This window comes from Methylocapsa palsarum (assembly GCF_900114285.1).
Lineage (GTDB): Bacteria > Pseudomonadota > Alphaproteobacteria > Rhizobiales > Beijerinckiaceae > Methylocapsa > Methylocapsa palsarum.
The window spans coordinates 18,363-37,122 of record NZ_FOSN01000012.1; the positions used below are offsets into that span (position 1 = coordinate 18,363).

Annotated in this window: 15 protein-coding genes; 9 read left to right on the forward strand and 6 right to left on the reverse strand. The window is 57.8% G+C overall.

The window, feature by feature from the left end:
* The first annotated feature begins 3 nt into the window (after window positions 1-3).
* From BM177_RS13355 to BM177_RS13380, 6 genes are read left to right on the forward strand one after another with little or no spacing between them, the layout of a single operon-like run.
* Window positions 4-912: a hypothetical protein gene (locus BM177_RS13355; RefSeq protein ID WP_091684387.1), complete on the forward strand. Its 909-nt coding sequence runs from the start codon at window positions 4-6 to the stop codon at window positions 910-912.
* On the forward strand, window positions 909-1,907 hold the full coding sequence (locus BM177_RS13360) for a vWA domain-containing protein (RefSeq protein WP_091684389.1): 999 nt from the start codon (window positions 909-911) through the stop codon (window positions 1,905-1,907). Before BM177_RS13355 ends, BM177_RS13360 begins: the two co-directional genes overlap by 4 nt.
* Window positions 1,904-2,530 (forward strand): MxaK protein, encoded by a 627-nt coding sequence (locus tag BM177_RS13365; RefSeq protein WP_342028909.1) that lies wholly within the window; start codon window positions 1,904-1,906, stop codon window positions 2,528-2,530. The genes BM177_RS13360 and BM177_RS13365 overlap by 4 nt, the downstream gene beginning before the upstream one ends.
* Complete coding sequence (locus BM177_RS13370) at window positions 2,530-3,534, forward strand: VWA domain-containing protein (RefSeq protein WP_091684392.1); 1,005 nt, start codon at window positions 2,530-2,532, stop codon at window positions 3,532-3,534. Before BM177_RS13365 ends, BM177_RS13370 begins: the two co-directional genes overlap by 1 nt.
* On the forward strand, window positions 3,531-4,052 hold the full coding sequence (locus BM177_RS13375) for an SRPBCC family protein (RefSeq protein ID WP_091684395.1): 522 nt from the start codon (window positions 3,531-3,533) through the stop codon (window positions 4,050-4,052). The genes BM177_RS13370 and BM177_RS13375 overlap by 4 nt, the downstream gene beginning before the upstream one ends.
* Window positions 4,053-4,094: 42 nt before the next feature.
* A complete protein-coding gene (locus tag BM177_RS13380; RefSeq protein WP_091684398.1) occupies window positions 4,095-4,610 on the forward strand; it encodes a hypothetical protein in 516 nt (171 codons plus the stop codon).
* Between the two features lie 20 nt (window positions 4,611-4,630).
* On the opposite strand, the gene BM177_RS13385 is transcribed toward BM177_RS13380, so the two are convergent.
* The gene (locus tag BM177_RS13385; protein WP_091684587.1) at window positions 4,631-5,263 is read right to left on the reverse strand and encodes a response regulator transcription factor; all 633 of its coding nucleotides are present in this window, start codon (window positions 5,261-5,263) and stop codon (window positions 4,631-4,633) included.
* Window positions 5,264-5,373: 110 nt separating this feature from the next.
* Here BM177_RS13385 and BM177_RS13390 point away from each other — a divergent pair, with 110 nt between their 5' ends.
* Both BM177_RS13390 and BM177_RS13395 read left to right on the forward strand, forming a co-directional pair.
* Window positions 5,374-5,769 (forward strand): hypothetical protein, encoded by a 396-nt coding sequence (locus tag BM177_RS13390; protein WP_091684401.1) that lies wholly within the window; start codon window positions 5,374-5,376, stop codon window positions 5,767-5,769.
* A gap of 35 nt (window positions 5,770-5,804) precedes the next feature.
* On the forward strand, window positions 5,805-7,190 hold the full coding sequence (locus BM177_RS13395) for a histidine kinase (protein WP_091684590.1): 1,386 nt from the start codon (window positions 5,805-5,807) through the stop codon (window positions 7,188-7,190).
* Window positions 7,191-8,779: 1,589 nt separating this feature from the next.
* Here BM177_RS13395 and BM177_RS13415 read toward each other — a convergent pair.
* The 3 genes from BM177_RS13415 to BM177_RS13425 are packed head-to-tail and all read right to left on the reverse strand — an operon-like array spanning window position 8,780 to window position 12,562.
* Complete coding sequence (locus BM177_RS13415; RefSeq protein ID WP_244532320.1) at window positions 8,780-10,147, reverse strand: sensor histidine kinase; 1,368 nt, start codon at window positions 10,145-10,147, stop codon at window positions 8,780-8,782.
* On the reverse strand, window positions 10,128-10,850 hold the full coding sequence (locus tag BM177_RS13420; protein WP_342028910.1) for a response regulator transcription factor: 723 nt from the start codon (window positions 10,848-10,850) through the stop codon (window positions 10,128-10,130). The genes BM177_RS13415 and BM177_RS13420 overlap by 20 nt, the downstream gene beginning before the upstream one ends.
* Window positions 10,851-10,855: 5 nt before the next feature.
* Window positions 10,856-12,562, reverse strand: a complete 1,707-nt coding sequence (locus BM177_RS13425) for a hypothetical protein (protein WP_091684413.1) — start codon at window positions 12,560-12,562, stop codon at window positions 10,856-10,858.
* Window positions 12,563-12,872: 310 nt separating this feature from the next.
* Between BM177_RS13425 and BM177_RS13430 the strand changes: the two genes are divergently transcribed.
* Window positions 12,873-13,694 (forward strand): COG3904 family protein, encoded by an 822-nt coding sequence (locus BM177_RS13430; protein WP_139223625.1) that lies wholly within the window; start codon window positions 12,873-12,875, stop codon window positions 13,692-13,694.
* A 30-nt stretch (window positions 13,695-13,724) separates the two neighbouring features.
* Here the strand turns inward: BM177_RS13430 and BM177_RS13435 are convergent, their stop codons facing one another.
* Both BM177_RS13435 and BM177_RS13440 read right to left on the reverse strand, forming a co-directional pair.
* Complete coding sequence (locus BM177_RS13435) at window positions 13,725-14,972, reverse strand: efflux RND transporter periplasmic adaptor subunit (RefSeq protein ID WP_091684419.1); 1,248 nt, start codon at window positions 14,970-14,972, stop codon at window positions 13,725-13,727.
* Complete coding sequence (locus tag BM177_RS13440) at window positions 14,969-18,148, reverse strand: efflux RND transporter permease subunit (RefSeq protein WP_091684595.1); 3,180 nt, start codon at window positions 18,146-18,148, stop codon at window positions 14,969-14,971. Before BM177_RS13440 ends, BM177_RS13435 begins: the two co-directional genes overlap by 4 nt.
* Window positions 18,149-18,760: the final 612 nt, after the last annotated feature.

Consider the following 18,760-nt stretch of genomic DNA (forward strand, 5'->3'; position numbering starts at 1 on the left):
GTGATGCGCGGGCTCTCGCTTGTCATACTCCTGGCCGTGGGCGTTGTTCCAGCTTCGGCGGGCGATATTTCGGTTGAGGTTCATTCTGCGAGACCGTTCGGCTATTTCGTCGGCGACCTTATCCACGCCGAGGTGGAAATTCGCGCTCCGGCCGGTGCGGTCCTCTCCCCTGCGACGTTGCCGCATCCCGGAACGTTGAGCGCTTCCCTCGATCTGCGAAACATCTATGTCGAACAAGCGCGGACGAACGACGGGGCCGTTTGGCGCCTTGATCTGACATACCAGAACTTCTACGTCGCGCTCGATGTTCGTGATGTTCAAATTCCCGCCTTCACACTGACTATCACGACGCCGTCCGGCGTAGAATCTCACGAAGTTCCTGTGTGGCGAATCGGCGTCGCGCCGTTGCGCGAGGTCGCCCCCGAAAAAAGGGAAAACGCAGAAGATTATATGCGCCCCGACACGGCGCCGATCACCTTCTCGGAGACGCGTCCACAAGCTGCGTTCGCTGCATTTTCCACCACGGCGCTCTTGGGTCTCGTTCTGATCGCGCGCGATCGGGCCTGGCCGCCGTTTCACATGCGGCGCAGGCGGCTGTTCTCGGCTTTGGCGCGCCGCATCCGCGCGCTGACGCGTGTTCCCGAGAATCGGCAGACGGTTTGCGCCGCGCTTATGGACATTCACCGTACTCTCGACGCCTGCCGCGGCAAGAGCCTCCTGCAGGAGGATTTGCCCACCTTGCTTCACGCCCATCCTGAGTTCGCCGATCTCGAGAGCTCGCTCAACCGTTTTTTTTCGGCTTCACGGAGGCTCTTTTTCGGCCGCCCCGAAGACACGGAAGCAATAGACGTCACCGTTGGCGAACTTGCGCGTCTCTCCGAGTCGCTTGCGAGGCGAGAGAGAGTCGGATGAGCGGTCTTGGCGTGGATTACCCTTTCGTTCTGCTGTTCCTAGTGTTGGCGCTCGCTCCTTTCGCTCGCTCGGCGTTGCGTCCATCCTCGATTTCTTCCTTGACGGCCGCGCCGCCGGATCTGCTTTCGCGCGTCCTCGACTCCGGTTTGACAACCTGTGGCGTTATCGCCATCGCCGCGAGTCTTCTCGGCGCGTCGCGCCCTTTTCTTGCGGGCGCCGAGATCGAGCGGATTGGCGAAGGCGCGCAGATCGCGATCTTGATCGACCGCAGCGGGAGCATGAACGAAACATTCGCGGGCAAGACTCCCGCTGGCGGCGAAGAATCGAAGACTGCGGCCTCCAAAACTATTCTACGTCGTTTCGTTGACGATCGACACCATGACATCATTGGCGTGGCGGCGTTCTCGACGCAGCCGATGTTAGTGACGCCGCTTTCCGATCATCTCGCCGCGACAAAGGCGGCAATCGACGCGATCGATCGCCCGGGACTCGACTACACCAACATCGGGCGTGGGCTCGCCATGGCCCTGGCGATGGTCAAGGCAGGCGAAGCGGACAGATCCCGCGCGGTTTTGCTCGTGTCTGACGGCGCCGGAGTCATCGATCCGAAACTCCAGGACGATCTGCGCGCCGACCTCGCCAAGATGAACGTGAATTTGTACTGGTTGTTTCTTCGCACCGCCGGCAGCCCGAGCATCTATGACCGGCCGGAAGGCGACGACACGCCGCAGGCTGCGCCCGAACGTCATCTCGATCTCTTCTTCAAGTCGCTCAACACTCCCTATCGCGCCTTCGAGGCGGAGAGCCCCGAAGCGACGCAGGAAGCGCTGCGTCAGATTGATCGACTGGAGCGCCGCCCTGTGCGCTATTTCGAAAAGGAGCCAAGAACCGAGATGAGCGCCGCCTTTATTCTGCTTGGTCTTTTCGCCGCATGCTTGTTGCTGGCCGCCAAATTTGCGGAAATTCGTCTTGTTCCGGGAAAGGCCAAACCTTGATCTTAGTCCGCCGCGGAAAGAGCGTGTTGCTCGGGGGCGGCGAACCGCGGCCGGCCGCCGCCCGCATTTGGCGCAGACTTCGCTCGCCGTTGCTCATCGCGACCACGATTGCGCTGTGTGCGGCGGCGCTGTTCTTCGCGGCGATGTGGCGACGCGCGATGGATGGCAACGCGCAGATCGCAGCCTTGGGCGCGGGACGCGATGTTGAGGTCGATCCCGGCGCGCGCCCCGAGCTTTTGCTCGCTCGCATCGCTTTCCTCACCTCCCGCGGCGAAGTTGACCGCGCGCGGCCCTATGTCGATGCGTTTGACCGGAGCGAGAGCGACGAACTGAAGTCTCGTGGGCATTATTTGCTCGCCAATGCGTTGCTGCGCAAGGCGCTGGACCTTATAGAGCGCAGCCAACTCGACGCCGCCGGACCGCTCGTCATTTTGGCCAAGCGCGAATACCGTCGCGCGCTTCAGCTTCACCCTGAGTTTTGGGACGCCAAATACAATCTCGACGTCGCCGCGCGCCTGGTGCGCGACAATCCCGAATTCGAACACAAGAATGGAGATGAACTCTCCGCGGATCCGAAAATGCTATGGACTGACATTCCCGGCGCGCCAAAGGGGCTTCCGTGATGCGGCCGGATTTTTACGACTTTCGGCTTTGGTTGCTGATCGGCGCCGTCTTGTTGCTGGCGGCGGCGTTCGCAGCGCCGCGCTGGACATTGATGCGGGACGGCTACGATGTCCTCGTCATCGTCGACGTCACCGGGAGTATGAACACGCGGGACTATTCCGCCGAAGGACGGCCCGTCAGTCGGCTGGAATTCGTAAAATCTGCGTTGCGGGAGGCGATCGCCGATTTGCCCTGTCCGTCGCGGGTCGCGCTCGGCGTATTTTCGGAAAGGCGGCCGTTTCTCCTCTTCGAGCCGATCGACGCCTGCGCCAATTACGCGCCGCTCGAAGGATCGATCGCAGCGCTCGACTGGCGCATGGCGTGGGAGGGCGATAGCCATATTGCAGCCGGATTGTTTCGCGCAATCGATATGGCGCGCGAGCTGAATGCCGATCTGATGTTCTTGACCGACGGCCAGGAGGCTCCGCCTCTGCCGGCTTCCGGAGGGCCCCCCTTCGAGGGACGGCGAGGGGAGGTGCGCGGGCTGATCGTCGGCGTCGGGGGCTACGAATTGTCGCCGATTCCGAAATACGATGACAACGGGCGTGAGGTCGGCTTTCTGCGCGTCGACGACGTGCCGCATGAAAACCGCTTTGGATTGCCGCCGAGAGGGGCCGAGGAACGCGAAGGATATAACGCGCGGAACGCGCCGTTCGGCGCCGCCGCCGCCGTTGGCGTCGAGCATCTGTCGTCCGTGCGCGAACCCTATTTGCAATCGCTGGCGGCGACGACAGGCCTGGAATACGCCCATCTCGTCGATGCGCCTCGCCTCGTAAAATCCTACACCGACGCCGCAACTGCGCGTCCGCGACGGGCCGAGTTCGATCTTCGCCCGTCTCTTGGCGCCGCGGCGGGCGTATTGCTCTTCGCGCTCTATGCCGCTCCCACGCATTTCAAGTTGCCGTCGGTCCGCAAGCCCTGGCGCAAGCGTACAGCGACGGCGCAACCATGGAGACGTAAATGAAGAGTTTGTGGACGCTCGCCGCCACAATGGTCGCGACGGGGGCGCTCGCCCATGGTCCGACGCCGATCAAGGTGGACGAATCTATCGTTATCGCGGCCGATCCCCAGGCGGTATGGGCCGTGGCGGGTCAATTTGGCGACATCGCGAAGTGGCATCCCGACGTGACCGCCGCGACGATCAAAGGCGGAAACGCCGCCGGCGCCGAGCGGGAGATCACCCTTAAAGGGGGCGTGCTGAAGGAAGGCCTTGATGAAATCGATCCCGCCGACTTCAAACTCTCGTACCGCATGTCGGACCCAAATCTCGACGCCTTGCCGGTCAGCTCTTATACGGTCACCTTCACCATCAAGCCGGCCGAAGGCGGCGGCAGCCAAGTGGCGTGGTACGGACGCCTTTATCGCGGCTATACCGGAAACGACCCTCCAGAAAATCTCGATGACGAGGCGGCCCGCACGGCGATGTCAACGTTTCTGCGCGATGGTTTGCAGGGATTGAAGAAGAAGGTCGAGGGCAAATAGCCGCGGCTCGCCACGACGGCGATCAGCGTAAGGAGACGCCCCATGACGCACTGGATCATACGTCCTGCGCTTCTCGCGGGTTTTTGCCTGACGCTGTTCGCTGCCTGCGACAAGCGCGAGCCATCCAAGGACGCGACGTCGTCGGACCATGTCGAGGTTCAGGACAAGAATCGGTCGAACTGGCTGCGTATCTCCGACCAGGTTGATCCCGCCGCCTGGCTTGTCAGCAAGGAGATGCGGCGGGAGGTCGCGGCGAATGATCCGGCCGTCCTCGAGATGCGACAAGCCCTGGCTTTGGCGGAGACGCGTTTTCTCGAGTCCGATCGGATGCTCGCCAACCGCACCGCGCAAGTCAGCGAGACTCTTTCGAGCGAGGGGCGCCCGCTAAGCTCTCTCACGTTGCTGGCCTCGCTGACCATGATCGTGCCTGAGACGAGCCAGAAGCAAACCTACGGGGACCTGTGTCAGTTCTACTTGAACCTGCGCCATGCCGGCGTCGATCACGATGGCGCGCTCGCGTTCTTGTCGAAACGCTTTACGCCGGAGCGGCTGAAATAAACCCTCGCCCGGCATCGCAATCACGCCAGCCTCATCGCCACTTTGTGTTCAACGGCGATGCGCAGGAGATCGGCTTTCGAACGCGCGCCAAGCTTACGCTTGAGCAGCAGGCAATTGTTCGCCACGGTCTTGTAGGAAACTTTCAGAACAAAGGCGATCTCTGCCATGTCCTTGCCATCGGCGAGATTACGCAAAATCTCCATCTCCCTCGCGTTGAGCGAATCGAGCGGGTTCTTCGCCAGATTTTGGTCGGAAAACGCAAGCTTCAGGGCGAGATTGCCGGAAAGATATCGCTCCCCCGCCGCGACGGCGCGAATGGCCTTGATGAAGGTTTTGGGATCTTCGTTCTTCGCCAGATATCCCCGCGCGCCAAGGTCGATCGACCGCGCCGCAAAAACCGGATCGTCGTTCATGGTGAAAACAATGATCCTGGCGGTAGGGCTGCGCTTGAGAAGACGGCGCAGGAGCTCGAAGCCCGAGACGCCCGGAAGATTGATGTCGAGCACAACCACGTCAGGCTCGGAGGCGGCGCTAGTCTCCATCGCTTCGTTGGCGTCATGCGCCTCGAGCACTTCTATGTCGGGATGACCGGACAACATGCCCCGGCAGCCCTCGATCACCATGGGGTGGTCATCAATAATGAGAACGCGCATAAGTTTTTTCAATCGCATGAAACCCGTCCGACTATTTGAAATGCAGAAGGCTCTGTCAAACCATTTCTGCCGTCTCGACGGGGTTGATCTTTGACGAAACGGACTGAAACATGATCGGATTCTGGTCGCCCCACGCATCCTCTTTCCTCCTCGCGCTCGCCGCCGCGACGACGCTGTTCTTCGCCATTCCCATTCTCCTGACGCCGTTGCGCTGGGCTCGCATGATGCTCTGGACCGTTCCGGAAGACACACGTCTCGCCGTCTATTTCGGGCGATGTCTTGGCGCATTTGCGACCATTTTCGAAATCTTCGTCTTCCGGGCCGGATTGACCGGCGTGGACCAGACATTCGTTTTCGAATTCATGATTTTGGTCTGGTTGTTCATGCTCGCGATCCATATCGTCGGCGCCGTGCAGCGAGTTCAGCCGATCACTGAAACGTTGGAAATCGGCTTCTGGGCGGTGTTGATCGTCCTGACGCTGGCATTCTGGCCGATCGACGGATGACGGCGGCGCGCTCATCGCTCCTGGACCCACGAACCATGCGTTGTTTTTCTCTCAAGACCGGGCTGAGCTGGTTGATCGGCTCCGTTCTCGTCTCGACATTGCTCATCAATATCGCCATTCAGCTCGTGCATGCTGGACCGAGAGTCCGCGCGGAGGCTGAAAGCAATCTGCGTCTCACGCGGCAAATGGTGCTCATGACGATCGCGACCTTGCCTCAGAGCGACGATCCCTTGCCGGGGTTGAGTAGACTATACGAGAGCCTTGGAACCCTGCGGCATGTCGATATACGGATCCTCGCAAAAGGCGATCCCTCGCCGGATTTTGCTTCGGAAATGGCTCTCCATCCCGGCGACGACGCGCCGAACTGGTTCGTTTCCCTGATCGGCGCCGCCCCCAAAGTCACATTCGTTCCGGTCATCGTGCAGAACAAGGATTACGGCCGCATTGCGATCGTCTCCAATCCGCTCGACGAGTTGACCGAAATCTGGTCCGACGTCTCGAGGCTCGCCTTCATCAACCTTGCGGTCACATGTGCGATTTTGGCGGTGGTGTTAGCGCTTGTGCGCTCCTGGCTTGCGCCCTTCGCCGCTTTGCGGTCGGGTCTTGCCGAACTCGAGGCGGGCAGGGACAATGTTCGCATACCGCTGCGCGGCGCAGCGGAGTTTCAGAACATCTCCTATGCGCTGAACTCTCTTGGCGCGACGCTTGACCGCGTCAAGGATGAAAACCGCTCTCTCCTTGGCAAGCTTATTCAGGTTCAGGACGCGGAACGCAGGGAGATCGCGCGCGATCTTCACGATGAGGCGGGTCCGGCGCTGTTTTCGATCCGCGCGGGCGCCGTCGCGCTTCAGGATCTTGCGAGCCAGACCCCGCCGGATTCCACGCGAGTGCGCCAGGTCAGCGGCGCCGTGGAAAGAGCGAGCGAAGCATTGCAACAGGTGTTTCGTGGTCTGCTCGGACGCCTGCGTCCAAGAGGGTTGGCGGAATTCGGGCTCAACGACGCGCTGGGAGAACTTGTCGCTTCCTGGAAAGACCGGCATCCTGATGTCGCGCTCGATCTGGTCGCGCCGCACGATCTCTCGGCGCTCGACGAGGCGTTCGCCCTTGGCGCCTATCGCATCGTTCAGGAAGGCCTGACGAATATCTACCGACATGCGGGCGCGAGTCGAGCCTCGGTCCGTGTCGAGTTCGACGAGGGCGCCACGTCGGCGGGCGATCTTCCGGACGCAGTCCCGGTCCTGAAAATCACGATCGAGGATGATGGAAGAGGCTTGCCGCAGAATTGCATTCCGGGGCTTGGACTTCTTGGGATGAGAGAACGCGTGCAGGCGCTTGGAGGCGCGATTTCGATCGAAAACCGGGAGGAGAAAGGAACGCGCGTCTTAGCTGCTTTGCCGCTCCCGGATGATGATGAGGAATGATTGCGACACGGCGCAAGACGATCCAAATCGCCTCCGGAATTTTCGGCGATAAACATCCGAAAGTCTCCGGCTGCGCGGCGTATAGCTCCATGTTTCATGGATGAAGTTGAGAAAAGTTGATCAAGGCGATCACCCGCCGGGCCCATGAAGGACACAAGCGATGATCTGGAACAGCCCTGTGATCACCGAATTCTGCATCGGCATGGAAGTCGCCAGCTATGAAACCGCCGTCATCTGCGCCAGTTAAGCCGAGGGCGCCCGCCGCTGCGTCGGCGCTGTTGCTGACGCTGCTGGACGCCCTCGGCGCCTTCGACGCTTTAGAACTCGGAGTAGGCGCCGCCTCCTCAATCTGAAAAAGTGCTTTCTCCGCGCAGCATCGCTCCGAAGCTGCCGCTGGCGCGTTCCGGGTGGACGACGCATCCATATTGTACGGTTAAATCCGGAATGACGGGACGCCCTTCGCGGGCAAATCGCTCATAATCGGGCGTCGGCGGACATTGGCCGGAGCGCTCCGCCTCGCCGATTGATCGCCGTCGGAGATGTATCGAATGAAACCGCGGGGGGATGCAAGAACCACCAGGGCAGAGACGATTTTGGAAAGCGGCGCGTCTTGAGGCATGGTGAGCAGGGGCTGCTGCATATCCGGAAGAAGCAACCGTGAGGCAGAGAGCGAACTCCAAGATTTCAACAATTCTGTCGCGCATCGCGCAACGCCCTCATCTTGAGACGCCAGCCTTAGATCGAGACGCGTCCATGAGATCGGTCGATCGCGGAATGCGCCGCCGAGGCTCCGCGCCGAGTCGCGCCACTCGCTTTGTAAATGCGTCGCCACTATCGCTGGATGGTTTAATGAGCGGCCGCAAGCGTTCGCAAGAGCGCCGCACGCCGCCTTCAGGTTGCTATTCTCTTCCGGCGGGAGCGGTTTGCGGCGCGCTTGTGAAATAGTTGCTCCGCTCTACAACGACGCGTCGAGTGTTTGCAGAATTTCGAGCCCCGAGCGCTTCCGATGTTGGGAGTCGGACGCGCTCGGGGCAAACGAGCGCTCGCGAGGGGCCAAACGCGCGCGCTCGAAGTTTGGTCGATCGTCAAGAAGCCGATAGCTCTCCTTTCGCCTGACCTTAATCCGACATGTTCCCTGGGCCTTCCGGATGACGCGGATCCTCGCCGAGACCTTCGCGACCGCGCGTGCCCGAATGATCGAAACGCGCTCGATCAAGCCGAGACAACGCCAACCCTCCCGGAGCGTCCTGAGCGAGACCGTAATATTGACTGGCGTTGGCAGGTCGATTCGCAGGCTGGTTGTCTTTCGCGACAACGGCGCCAGCCGAGGCGATCAACATCGCCGCCGCTACAGCGGTTCGCTGTAATTTCCTGGTTTTAATAAAATCAGTCGTAAGAATTGTCATTTGAAGTTCTTCGAACGATTTGTTCAGCCGCTTCTCGATCGTTTAAATCGTCGGCTCTAAGTCAAAAAATAGTATAGATGCGTCTAAATGCAAAGGCGTATCGTATAAAACATAGTTTAATAATTAGTATTAAAGTACATTTATGAAAATAACTTCACAATATCAATTTCGACTTGAGCGGGCTCAGGCTGCGTCGCGCAACGACATCTCGAAAGCGGCGCCCTCTCGGCAATCTGCAACGCAAAGGTCAAAGCCATGCAATTGCGCAATCGTCGACGCCATATGGAGGCCAAGACCAATGCCTGGCAGATGCCGGGTGGCGTCGCTGCGGTAGCGCCGTTTGAAGATGGCTCCGCGCTCCTGGCTCGCCACGCCCGGCCCGCTGTCCGAAATGCGGACGACAGGTTTCCCCGATTCCGATTTTGCCGCAACCTCGACGAACCCGCCAGCCGGGGTGAATTTTATTGCATTGTCAATCAGGTTCGCCACAGCCTCTACAAGCAGATCGAAATCGCCATGGACCTGAAGGGGCTCTGGAGCGATGAGCGTAAAGACAATGCGCTTCGCGTCAGCCAGGGGTTGGTAAAGATCGAACGCATTGGCGCAGACTTCGACGAGATCAATGGTCTTGAAGCCGCTCGTCCTGCGTCCATATTCGATGTCGGAGATCCTTAGGAGGGCGGCGACCGTCGTCATCACGCGATCAAGAGTTCCGAGCGCCTTTTCGGCGCTGCTTCGCAGGTCGTCGCTCGATCCGTTGTCAAGGGCGCGCTCCAGACCGATCCGCATGACGGCGAGCGGCGAGCGAAGGTCATGGGCGATGTTGTCTCCGACGCTCTTGATCTGATCGAGGAGGCGGACGATTTCGTCGAGCATCAGATTGACGGCGCGCCCGACGTGATCGAGATCGTCGTTTAATCCGTGAGTCGGCAACCTTTCCGTAAGGTTGCCTTGCATGATGCTGATGATTTTTCGATTGATCGCTTTGAGGCGCTTCGTGGCGCGCAAGCTGAAAATGGTTCCGACGATGAACGCCAGCAGCAAGCTGGGGACGACGCCCAAGGCCAGCGCTTCCAGAACGATCTGCCGGAAGGCGTAGACTTCAGACAAATTGCGCCCGAGCAGCAGGACGCTGCCATCTTGCCGCCGTCGGGCGACGACCAAGACGGAAACGGTCTCGCGTCTGATGTTGGATCGTGAAATGAGGCCGATCGTATGGGTCTCGCCGTCGATGGGAAGGGCGGCCGGCAATGCATCGACGTTGCCGGAGAGGAGCTTGCCGCCAGAATCAAACAGCGCCGCATAATCGATCGCCCTGAGATCTCTCGTAATGCGGAGATCCACCTCTCGCGTCAGCTGGGGCAATGTCTGATTAACGCCCCTCGCAACCTCTTCGGCGAGCACGCGGTTCTGGTGCGCGGTATCGCGTTTGACCACCTGCCAATACACGAAAACCAGCACCACCGCGGTTACGGCGGTGATGGCAAGAGAGAAAAAGACGGAGACCCGGAAGGTTGCGGTCTTCCAGAGCTTAATTTTCGAGATCCACATCAAGCATGAATCCTACGCCGCGCACGCTGCGGATCAGGGACGGCTGTCCGCCCACATCCATTTTACGGCGTAAATTACCTACGTGGACGTCGACAAGATTGGTTTGTGGTAAAGAGCGATAGTGCCAGAGATCTTCGAGCACCATCTTGCGCGTAATGGTTTGGCCGGAATAGCGCATGAAATATTCCAGCAATTTGAACTCGGTTGGAAGGAGATCGAGCGTCCGATCGCCGCGGCGCGCGCTGCGTGCGATGAGATCGATCTCCAGGGGCCCCACCCGAAGGAGGGTCGCCGGCGCCTCATTCGATCTGCGCAACAGCGCCTCGACGCGGGCGGCCAGTTCTCCCATGGCGAATGGCTTGGTGAGATAGTCGTCGCCGCCGGCTTTCAATCCCCGGATGCGTTCATCCACGGCGGCAAGGCCGCTGACAAAGAGAACGGGCGAACGAATTCCTTCCTCGCGTAAGGCTTCGACCATCGACAGGCTGTCAGAACCAGATAACATCCGATCGACAATCAACAAGGCGGGGCTGCAAACCCGCGCCGCGTGTAGCCCTTCCTCTTCCGTCGTCGCGATCTCCACGCAATAGCCGAGACTCCGCAACTCGTTCTCGATCTCTCGCGCCATGTCCGCTTCGTCTTCAACGAGTAGGAGAGGCTTGTTGTTGTTGTCATTTGGGATATCCAGCATGAATCGCTCCATCAGCCTCAATATTTCGCGATGACAGGGGCAGGCGGCGGAGGGGCGTCGAACGGATAATAGCGGATGCTGAACAGGCCAATGCTATCTTCTGTCTTGGCCGATCCGCCAAAGCCCGGGAATGAGTATTTTTGGGTGAAGGAATATTGCAGTCCAACACGCACTTTTCCGAAAGGCCCGGAATAGAGATTGTCCCAGATTCCGCCGGTCAGCTGGCGGATCAAGTGAATATTTCCATTGCAAACCGCCGAGCCAATGATCGAACATCCCGCATTCGTATAAAGAGGATTGCCGTATCCATATGCGCTCACGGCAATCGTTTTGCCAGTGCCTAAGGTGATCGTCGACGTCGACGCCTGCTGCGCCTCCTGACCGGCGTAAACGTACATATCGAGGTCCGGCGTCGGATGGAATGTGAGGCCCGCGAACAGCATCGTTTGTTGAAGCGGAGAGATTGCGCCGTTCCAGTTGAAGGCGACGTCGCTTAGCTGAGCCGAGCCGTAACGGCCGATACCGCGTCCGGTCATGCCTGAAAACTGGAGTTCAAGCTGTTTGGGCAGTAGAGACACGAGCATCGATCCGCCGGCGCCCCATCCCGCGACATCCTGATTGGAATTGTTGACCTGACTATAGAAATCCCGGAACAGCCCGAAACCTTCGAGATGAATATTGTGACCCTCAAGCGATGAATCCCAGGCCAGCTTGCCGGCGACATCGGGCAAATGATTCAGCGAATAGGTGTTGGCCGAATTGAACAATGAACCGCCCGGAGGCGCGACGTTATAGACCAGCGATCCTGGGAGAAGGGCCGCCGGGCCCGTCGTCGGCAGGCCGGCCACATATGGGCCGGCAGGAGTACAGCCGATCGCGAGCGGCGAGCCAGTGGGGGCGCAGCCGAAGGTGGTCGCGGGACTTTCGACAGAAACGCCCGCCCAGAAGGTCTTGTCGAAATCTTTCACAAAACGAATCTCGGGGGTTCGCGTCCAGACGAAACCTGGAACGTACCCCGCATCGATTTGCAAGGGGATGTTTTCCTGGCGCGGTACAATGCCTTTACTGTTCATCGTGATCAACGACCACGTCTGTCCAGCAAGAACATGCGCTCCGAGATCATCCTGATCCAGCGTTGCGTAGAGATGCCGTATGCGCGGCGTATAGGAATTGCTTTCGTTCGAGTTTGCGGTTTGCGCGGCGCCGAGGAAATCGAGCTCGATGAAGGCCGCGAGATGGGTCGATGGATTGACGTCGCCCTTTACAAGGAGGTTGGCCCGGCTTTGGCGAGCGCTCATCCGGAATTCGTTGGCTAAGCCGGTGCGGGAATTATAAAACGGGATGGCTTGCCATGGGGTGGCGATATCTGCGCCGATAAAACGATCCCGGAATACGCCTGCGAGTTCGAAGAAACCGCCGGGGGTGATGCTGACTCCGTTGATGTAAAGGCTTGGAGACCCCGCCACCGGGAGCCCGCGGATGTCGGATTGTGTGGCGGTGAGGCCGGTCTGAGGCGCGCCGACGAGCGGACCAAGGGCGATCCCGCTCGGGATCTGGACCGGTGTAGGCGCAGGTCGCGATTCGACGGTGCGGATCTGAACGTGCGACTCTTTTTGCATGCGCGCCTGCGCATTGACCTTTGCTTCGAGCTTTTTCAGTTGCGCCCTGAGCGCCCGGATCTCTTCGGCCGTATCCTCCGCGCGCGCGGCGGTTTGATAGCACATCAAAGCTCCGAGCGTGGCTAGCACAAGACCCGGTGTGTTGACATATCGCTTGATTGGCATGGCCCACCCTTCAATTCGGTCTGAAACGCAATGTTTGCGTTCGAGAGCCGGATGATGCCATTCGAACGAATAGAATTAAAGTAAATACGAGAACATATACGACTAATATAAGCTATGTTGCTCAGAAACAACAATATAGAAAGGATAAAACATGTATTAAATTGATAACATAGGTTCATTATATTGCATTTTATGGTGACAATAAATTTAAAACAAGTACTAAGTAAAGAACTAGTCTAAAATATAATTCATGAAGATGATTTCATTAAATATTTTTAATTTTGAATTTCCTACGTTTAGCCTAGGATCGCATTCACTGTTGCAGAAGCGCACACCGGCTACAGCGAAATCCATGGAATTCGCGGCGGTTAAATTCAGATGCGATTGCAGGGGGCGCGCACGAGCGATTTGCTCGCGGATCGCAGACCTGTGCGGAGGGTTGCACGCCTTTGGAGGCGCCCTGTTTGGCGCAATGATCTTGCTTGGTCACCCGACGAGCGCAGCAGCGATGAACTTCAGGATTGTCCCGGCCTCCGGTTCGTTCGGATGCCTTTTCGGTTGTGGTCCTGCAATCGAAGCTGACGGTGAAATCACCGACTCGACGCCAGACGAATTCAGCGCCTTTATGCGCGCGAATGCGGCCACGCGCCGCGCGCGCCCCATCGTCTTCATTGATTCTCAAGGCGGTAAGATCGCGGCGGGAATGGCTCTCGGCCGGCTCTTTCGAAAAGCCGGGGTTACGACGATTGTCGCGCGGGCTGCGCCGGGCGCGTTCGAGCTTAATCCGGCTACCTGTTATTCTGCATGCGTCTATGCGCTTATGGGAGGCGCGATCCGTATCGCGCTCTATCAAAGCAGGATCGCGATCCACCGGATGTTTGCTTACGACGGTGGATCACGGCGCTTCGACAATGGCAAAATGGCGTCGTGGGTGAAGCGTTACGCCAGCCTGATGGGGGTCAGTCCGGACCTGGTCGCAGCCGCGGAGAACGGAACGGATGCAATACAGATGCTTTCGCCGATCGAGATCGTGAAATGGCGTCTTGCCCGGATTGAGGATAGCGCTCGGTAAAGATCGATTCAGCGCCGCCAAATCACGGCGCTACATGCCCGTTTCCGCGCGAGACGCCTCTTCTGTGGCGCCAGGCGCAGGCGCATTCGGCTTCCTTTCGACGATACGAACATTATCTCCGGAGACAAGAGTTTCCGGCGGACTATCGATGAGTCGATCAGAAGCGCTCAACCCGGAGAGAACCTCCACATCATCGCCTAAATTGCGACCGAGACCGACCTGCTTGATTGTCACCTTATCATCATCATTCATGGTCGCGACGCTCATTCCATGACGACCAAAAATGAGCGCGGTCACGGGCGCCCGAAGCACGTTCGAATCCGACGGTATGTGAAAATGAACCTCGGCGAACGCGCCCGGCCATAATGTTCCGTCGGGATTTTGAGCCTGCAACTCGACCAGCGCCGTCCGCGAGTTTTCGGAGATTGCGTTCGAAGTTGTAACGAGCGTCGCGGGGAATGTCCCTTGCTGGCCGGGAAGCCACAGCGTCGCCTGAAGCCCCTCCCGCATCTCTCCAAGGAAAGCTTGTGGAACCTTTACGTAGACCCGCATCTCATGCAAATCGGACACTTGAAAGAGCGCCTTGCCCGAAGTGCCGTCGGCGTTGACGAGATCGCCGATATCGACCGATCGCGCGGTAATGACGCCGTCAAACGGAGCCTTGATCTGCTCGAACCGGGTCAACTCCTCAAGCCGGCCCACCGCGGCTTGCTGCGCCTCCGCGTTCGCACGAGCGACGTCAACCTCCGCAAGCCGTGACGCTAGGGTCAGTCGATCGGTGTCTCCCTGTTGCTGGCTGGCCCACCCCTTGCCAACGAGATGCAACGTTCTCTGGTTGGTCGCCTGTCCGAGGTCCGCATTCGCCTTCGCCTGCTGAACTGCGGCCTTCAGCTGAACCAGTTTCGCCTTCGCTTCAATGAGTTGTTGATCGAGTTCCGGCGCGGCGATCGATGCAAGCGCTTCGCCTTTCTTGACCCGAGCGCCTATATCCTTGCGCCAGTCGGTGACGTAACCGCTCGCGCGGGCATAGAGGGAGCCAGTATAGAACGCGCTAACATTACCGGGAAGAACCAGATCACCTACGCTTGCTCCGGGTCGTGGGGAGACAAGGCGCACAGCGGGTATAGCTTGCTGGTTCGTCCAGACCTCAATCTCCTCCTTGCTTCGCGCCCGATCCGATATTCCAAACATCGCGACTCCGACGGCGCCGCCCGCGACGACGCAAAGCATTAAAAAAGCCTTATAGGGTTGTACTGGCCGAACCGAAAGATCGCTCATTGTCCCTCTTGATCATTATCTGTAGCCTCGCTGGCGCAAGGTTCGGCGGGTCTGACTTCGCGCCCATACAAAATGCTGAATACGGTCGGCACGAAGAAGAGCGTCGCAAATGTCGCGAAAATCAAGCCGCCGATGACGGCCCGGCCAAGCGGGGCGTTCTGTCCCGCGCCCATCGCCATAGGAGCCATTCCGATAATCATGGCGAGCGCTGTCATCAGGACGGGCCGGAACCGCGCGGCGCCCGCAGCCAGCGCGGCTGTCAAAGCGTCTTTACCAGAGGCGAGTTGCTCTCGCGCGAAACTCATAACCAGAATACTGTTGGCGGTCCCGACTCCCATGCACATAATTGCGCCGGTCAACGCTGGAACCGATAAGGTTGTATGAGTGACGAAAAGTATCCAGACAATGCCGGCCAGGGCGAAGGGAAGCACAGCGACAATTACGAACGGATCCAGCCAAGACTGGAAATTGATGACGATCAGCAGGTAGATCAGTATAATAGCGAAGGCAAGGCCGGAATACAGCTGATTGTAAGCCTTCGCCATCGTCACTGGCTGGCCACGGATGATGATGCTGTCTCCCCTTGGAAGATTAATCCGAGAGTCGTCCACTATTGTCTGGATATCGGCGACGATAGCGCCTAGGTCGCGCTCTTGCATGGTTGCGTAAATGTTGATCGTTGGACGAATATTGTAGTGAGAGACGATTGCGTTCACTGGTTCCGGAGAAATCGTCGCAAGGCCTCCGAGCAATTGGGTCGAGCCGCCAGCCGCGAGCGGCAAATTGTTGAGTGCTTCCAAAGTGTCCATGTCATATTGAGGCGTCTGAATCGCCACGGGATAGGACACCCCATTCTCCGGGTTCACCCAGTATGTTGGCGCAATCTGACTGCTGCTGGCCAAGGTGTCCTGCAGGCTTGAGGCGGCGTCGCGTTCAGTCAATCCAACCAAACCCGCTAATGTACGATCGAAACGTACTCTCAAGGCCGGGCCTTCGAAGGCTTCCTGAATTCGTGGGTCCGCTATTCCGGGAACATGACGAATCTTTCCGAGGAGGCGATTTGCAAACTTGCGGGTCGCGTCGAGATCCGTACCGACAATTTGCACGTCAATCGGCGCCGGTATCCCAAAATTGAGAATTTGAGTCACGATATCTGCGGGAAGAAAGGAAAATGTCGCTTCAGGAAATGCTTTTGGCAATTCTTCACGCAGACGCTTTTCGTACAAAGCAGTGGCGGAATCCCCATTAAGGGAAATCATGAGATCGGCGTCCTCGACGCCGATCGTTCCCGAATTTCCGTAAGAAATGTTCGTGCCGCTTATGGGCATCCCGATGTTTGTGACGATGCTCGTAAGGCGGTTGGGAGGAATTATTTCGTGAATCGCCTTTTCAATCGCGCTGCTCAGCCTCGTTGTTTCTTCGACCCGTGTTCCGGTTTGCGCGCGAATGTGAAGTTTGATCGCATTTGTTTCAGGCGTGGGAAAGAAGTCCTGTCCAAGAAAAGGAGCGAGAATAAACGACGACGCAATGACGCTTGCGAAGACGGCAAGAAACGCAAGCCGGCGCTTAAGCGCAAGCCTTAGAAGCCTCAGGTATCCAGCGCGCAAAGTTTCAAACTTTCGCTCGAACTCGCGTTGGAACCAGACTATCATCCCCGCCGGGTTCGAAAGGCGAGGCGAAGGGCTGTGTTTCGTCGTGTGATTTAGCAGCAGGTTCGCCATCGTCGGCACAAGCGTGCGCGAGAGGACATACGACGCGATCATTGCAAAAACAACTGCTTCCGCCAGCGGACGAAAGAGATATCCGCCGACGCCGCCAAGCCAGAACATCGGCGCGAACGCGACGCATATGCACAGCAACGATACGGTCGCAGGCGCGACGATTTGTTCGGCGCCGTCGAGGACCGCCGATTTGACAGACTTGCCATGTTCGAGATGCCAATTGATATTTTCAATCGTCACGGTCGCGTCGTCAACAAGAATTCCAACCGCGAGCGCGAGGCCTCCAAGCGTCATCACGTTGATCGTTTGGCCAATCGATGAGAGAATGGTGAGCGACGCGAGAATGGCCAAAGGAATCGAAATCGTAATAATCAGCGTCGAGCGCCAGCTTCCGAGAAAAACAAGGATCATGAGGGCGGTCAGGCAGGCCGCGATCACGCCTTCGCGAATGACATCTTTCACCGCGGACATCACAAAGCTGGATTGATCTCCCACAAGCGCAATATCTACCCCTATGGGTAGTGTTGTTTCAATCGACGGCAGGATCGCCTTCACTCCAGCGATGATATCGAGAGTGGACGCCGATCCAGCTTTCATGACGGTCATCAGGACGCCTTTACGTCCATCCATCATTACAACGTTTGTTTGCGGCGGATTTCCATCGTGAGCGAAGGCGACGTCGCGCAGATATACGACGCTTCCGTCAACGTGCTTGATCGGTAAATTGTTAAAATCCTCGATCTTCTTCGGCGAATCGTTGAGATTTATCGTAAATTCGAACTTGCCTATTTTTTCAGTTCCGACGGGTGTTATCAGATTTTGCGCGGCCAGGGCGGTCACGATGTCCTGGGCCGACAAACCATACGCATGGAGGGCGCGCTGATCGAGATCAATTTGCAATTGTCGCACCGTGCCGCCGTAGGGTGAGGGCAGGGCGGCGCCGGCGATCGTCGCGAGTTGGGGCCGTATGAAGTTTGTAGCGAGATCGTTTAGCTTTGTTTGCGATAATGTGTTGCTGGAAAGAACGAGCTGTATGATTGGAACGCTCGAAGCGTTGAAGCTTAGAATCTGCGGGGGCGTGATCCCTGCGGGAAGCTGCTTTAAAATGGTTTGGGAAATTGAGGTGACCTGCGCCTGCGCCGCATTGATATTCACGTTGGGCTGAAAATAGATTTTTATCACTCCGTAACCCGAAAGGGATTGGGACTCTATGTGCTCGATATCGTTGACTGTCGTGGACAGTGATCGTTCGAAGGGAGAAACGATGCGTCCCGCCATGTCGTCTGCGGGCAAGCCGCCATAAGACCAGATGACGCTGATCACAGGAATGCCGATATTTGGAAAAATATCGGTCGGAGTGCGGACTGCCGCGACGCCTCCAAAAATAGCGATCAAAATCGCCATCACTGCGAATGTGTAGGGGCGCGACAGCGCCATGCGCATGATGGCGAGCATCGAGATCAATCCTAGATTTAAGGACGGTAGACGATCATGAAAGAATTTTATATCCAGGTGGGTTCCGGAGGGCCCGGCGAGAACCTAATCTGAGAAGTTGCCAGGTCCTTCAGGGTAAAAGGGGCTCGCTCCCAGCCCTTGGCGGCTTAACGCGCCGGACTGACTGAACGTGTTGGGTTCGTTCGATTGAATGGGCGGTAAGCTAATAATTTGTTTTTGATAAAGCCCATAATATTGCTCTGCGTGTCGGGGACGAACGGATTTATGATGAACGGTCGCCGTCGCGATCCCGGTGAAATGGATCGACAGGGTGATCGCAAGAGTGGCCGTCCGTATCTTTCGATGTAGCGTACGTCGATGGGCAGGCATATCGAGCTCTCATGCGAATACAAGCGGCGATAATGAGGAGATAGGCGCGACCCAGTTGAATGTCTATCGATGTAGTATAAAACTATCTTTAGACCTTCGACTACTATGAATATATTTTTATGAATCGAGATTGAGCGTTGGTCGAATTCCAGGATAGCCGCAGACTGATTTTGGCTTTGGCGACCACCTGCATCCGAAAATGTTTGCGCAATCATCCGTAATATTCGTATGCTACGCAACTTG

What these genes read in the sequence shown, in the direction of transcription:
- BM177_RS13355 (WP_091684387.1), top strand. Translation starts at nt 4, where the DNA reads ATGCGCGGGCTCTCGCTTGTCATACTCCTGGCCGTGGGCGTTGTTCCA.
- BM177_RS13360 (WP_091684389.1), top strand. Translation starts at nt 909, where the DNA reads ATGAGCGGTCTTGGCGTGGATTACCCTTTCGTTCTGCTGTTCCTAGTG.
- BM177_RS13370 (WP_091684392.1), top strand. Translation starts at nt 2,530, where the DNA reads ATGCGGCCGGATTTTTACGACTTTCGGCTTTGGTTGCTGATCGGCGCC.
- BM177_RS13375 (WP_091684395.1), top strand. Translation starts at nt 3,531, where the DNA reads ATGAAGAGTTTGTGGACGCTCGCCGCCACAATGGTCGCGACGGGGGCG.
- BM177_RS13380 (WP_091684398.1), top strand. Translation starts at nt 4,095, where the DNA reads ATGACGCACTGGATCATACGTCCTGCGCTTCTCGCGGGTTTTTGCCTG.
- BM177_RS13385 (WP_091684587.1), bottom strand. Translation starts at nt 5,263, where the DNA reads ATGCGCGTTCTCATTATTGATGACCACCCCATGGTGATCGAGGGCTGC.
- BM177_RS13390 (WP_091684401.1), top strand. Translation starts at nt 5,374, where the DNA reads ATGATCGGATTCTGGTCGCCCCACGCATCCTCTTTCCTCCTCGCGCTC.
- BM177_RS13395 (WP_091684590.1), top strand. Translation starts at nt 5,805, where the DNA reads ATGCGTTGTTTTTCTCTCAAGACCGGGCTGAGCTGGTTGATCGGCTCC.
- BM177_RS13415 (WP_244532320.1), bottom strand. Translation starts at nt 10,147, where the DNA reads ATGTGGATCTCGAAAATTAAGCTCTGGAAGACCGCAACCTTCCGGGTC.
- BM177_RS13420 (WP_342028910.1), bottom strand. Translation starts at nt 10,850, where the DNA reads ATGGAGCGATTCATGCTGGATATCCCAAATGACAACAACAACAAGCCT.
- BM177_RS13425 (WP_091684413.1), bottom strand. Translation starts at nt 12,562, where the DNA reads ATGTGCTATCAAACCGCCGCGCGCGCGGAGGATACGGCCGAAGAGATC.
- BM177_RS13430 (WP_139223625.1), top strand. Translation starts at nt 12,873, where the DNA reads ATGAAGATGATTTCATTAAATATTTTTAATTTTGAATTTCCTACGTTT.
- BM177_RS13435 (WP_091684419.1), bottom strand. Translation starts at nt 14,972, where the DNA reads ATGAGCGATCTTTCGGTTCGGCCAGTACAACCCTATAAGGCTTTTTTA.
- BM177_RS13440 (WP_091684595.1), bottom strand. Translation starts at nt 18,148, where the DNA reads ATGCTCGCCATCATGCGCATGGCGCTGTCGCGCCCCTACACATTCGCA.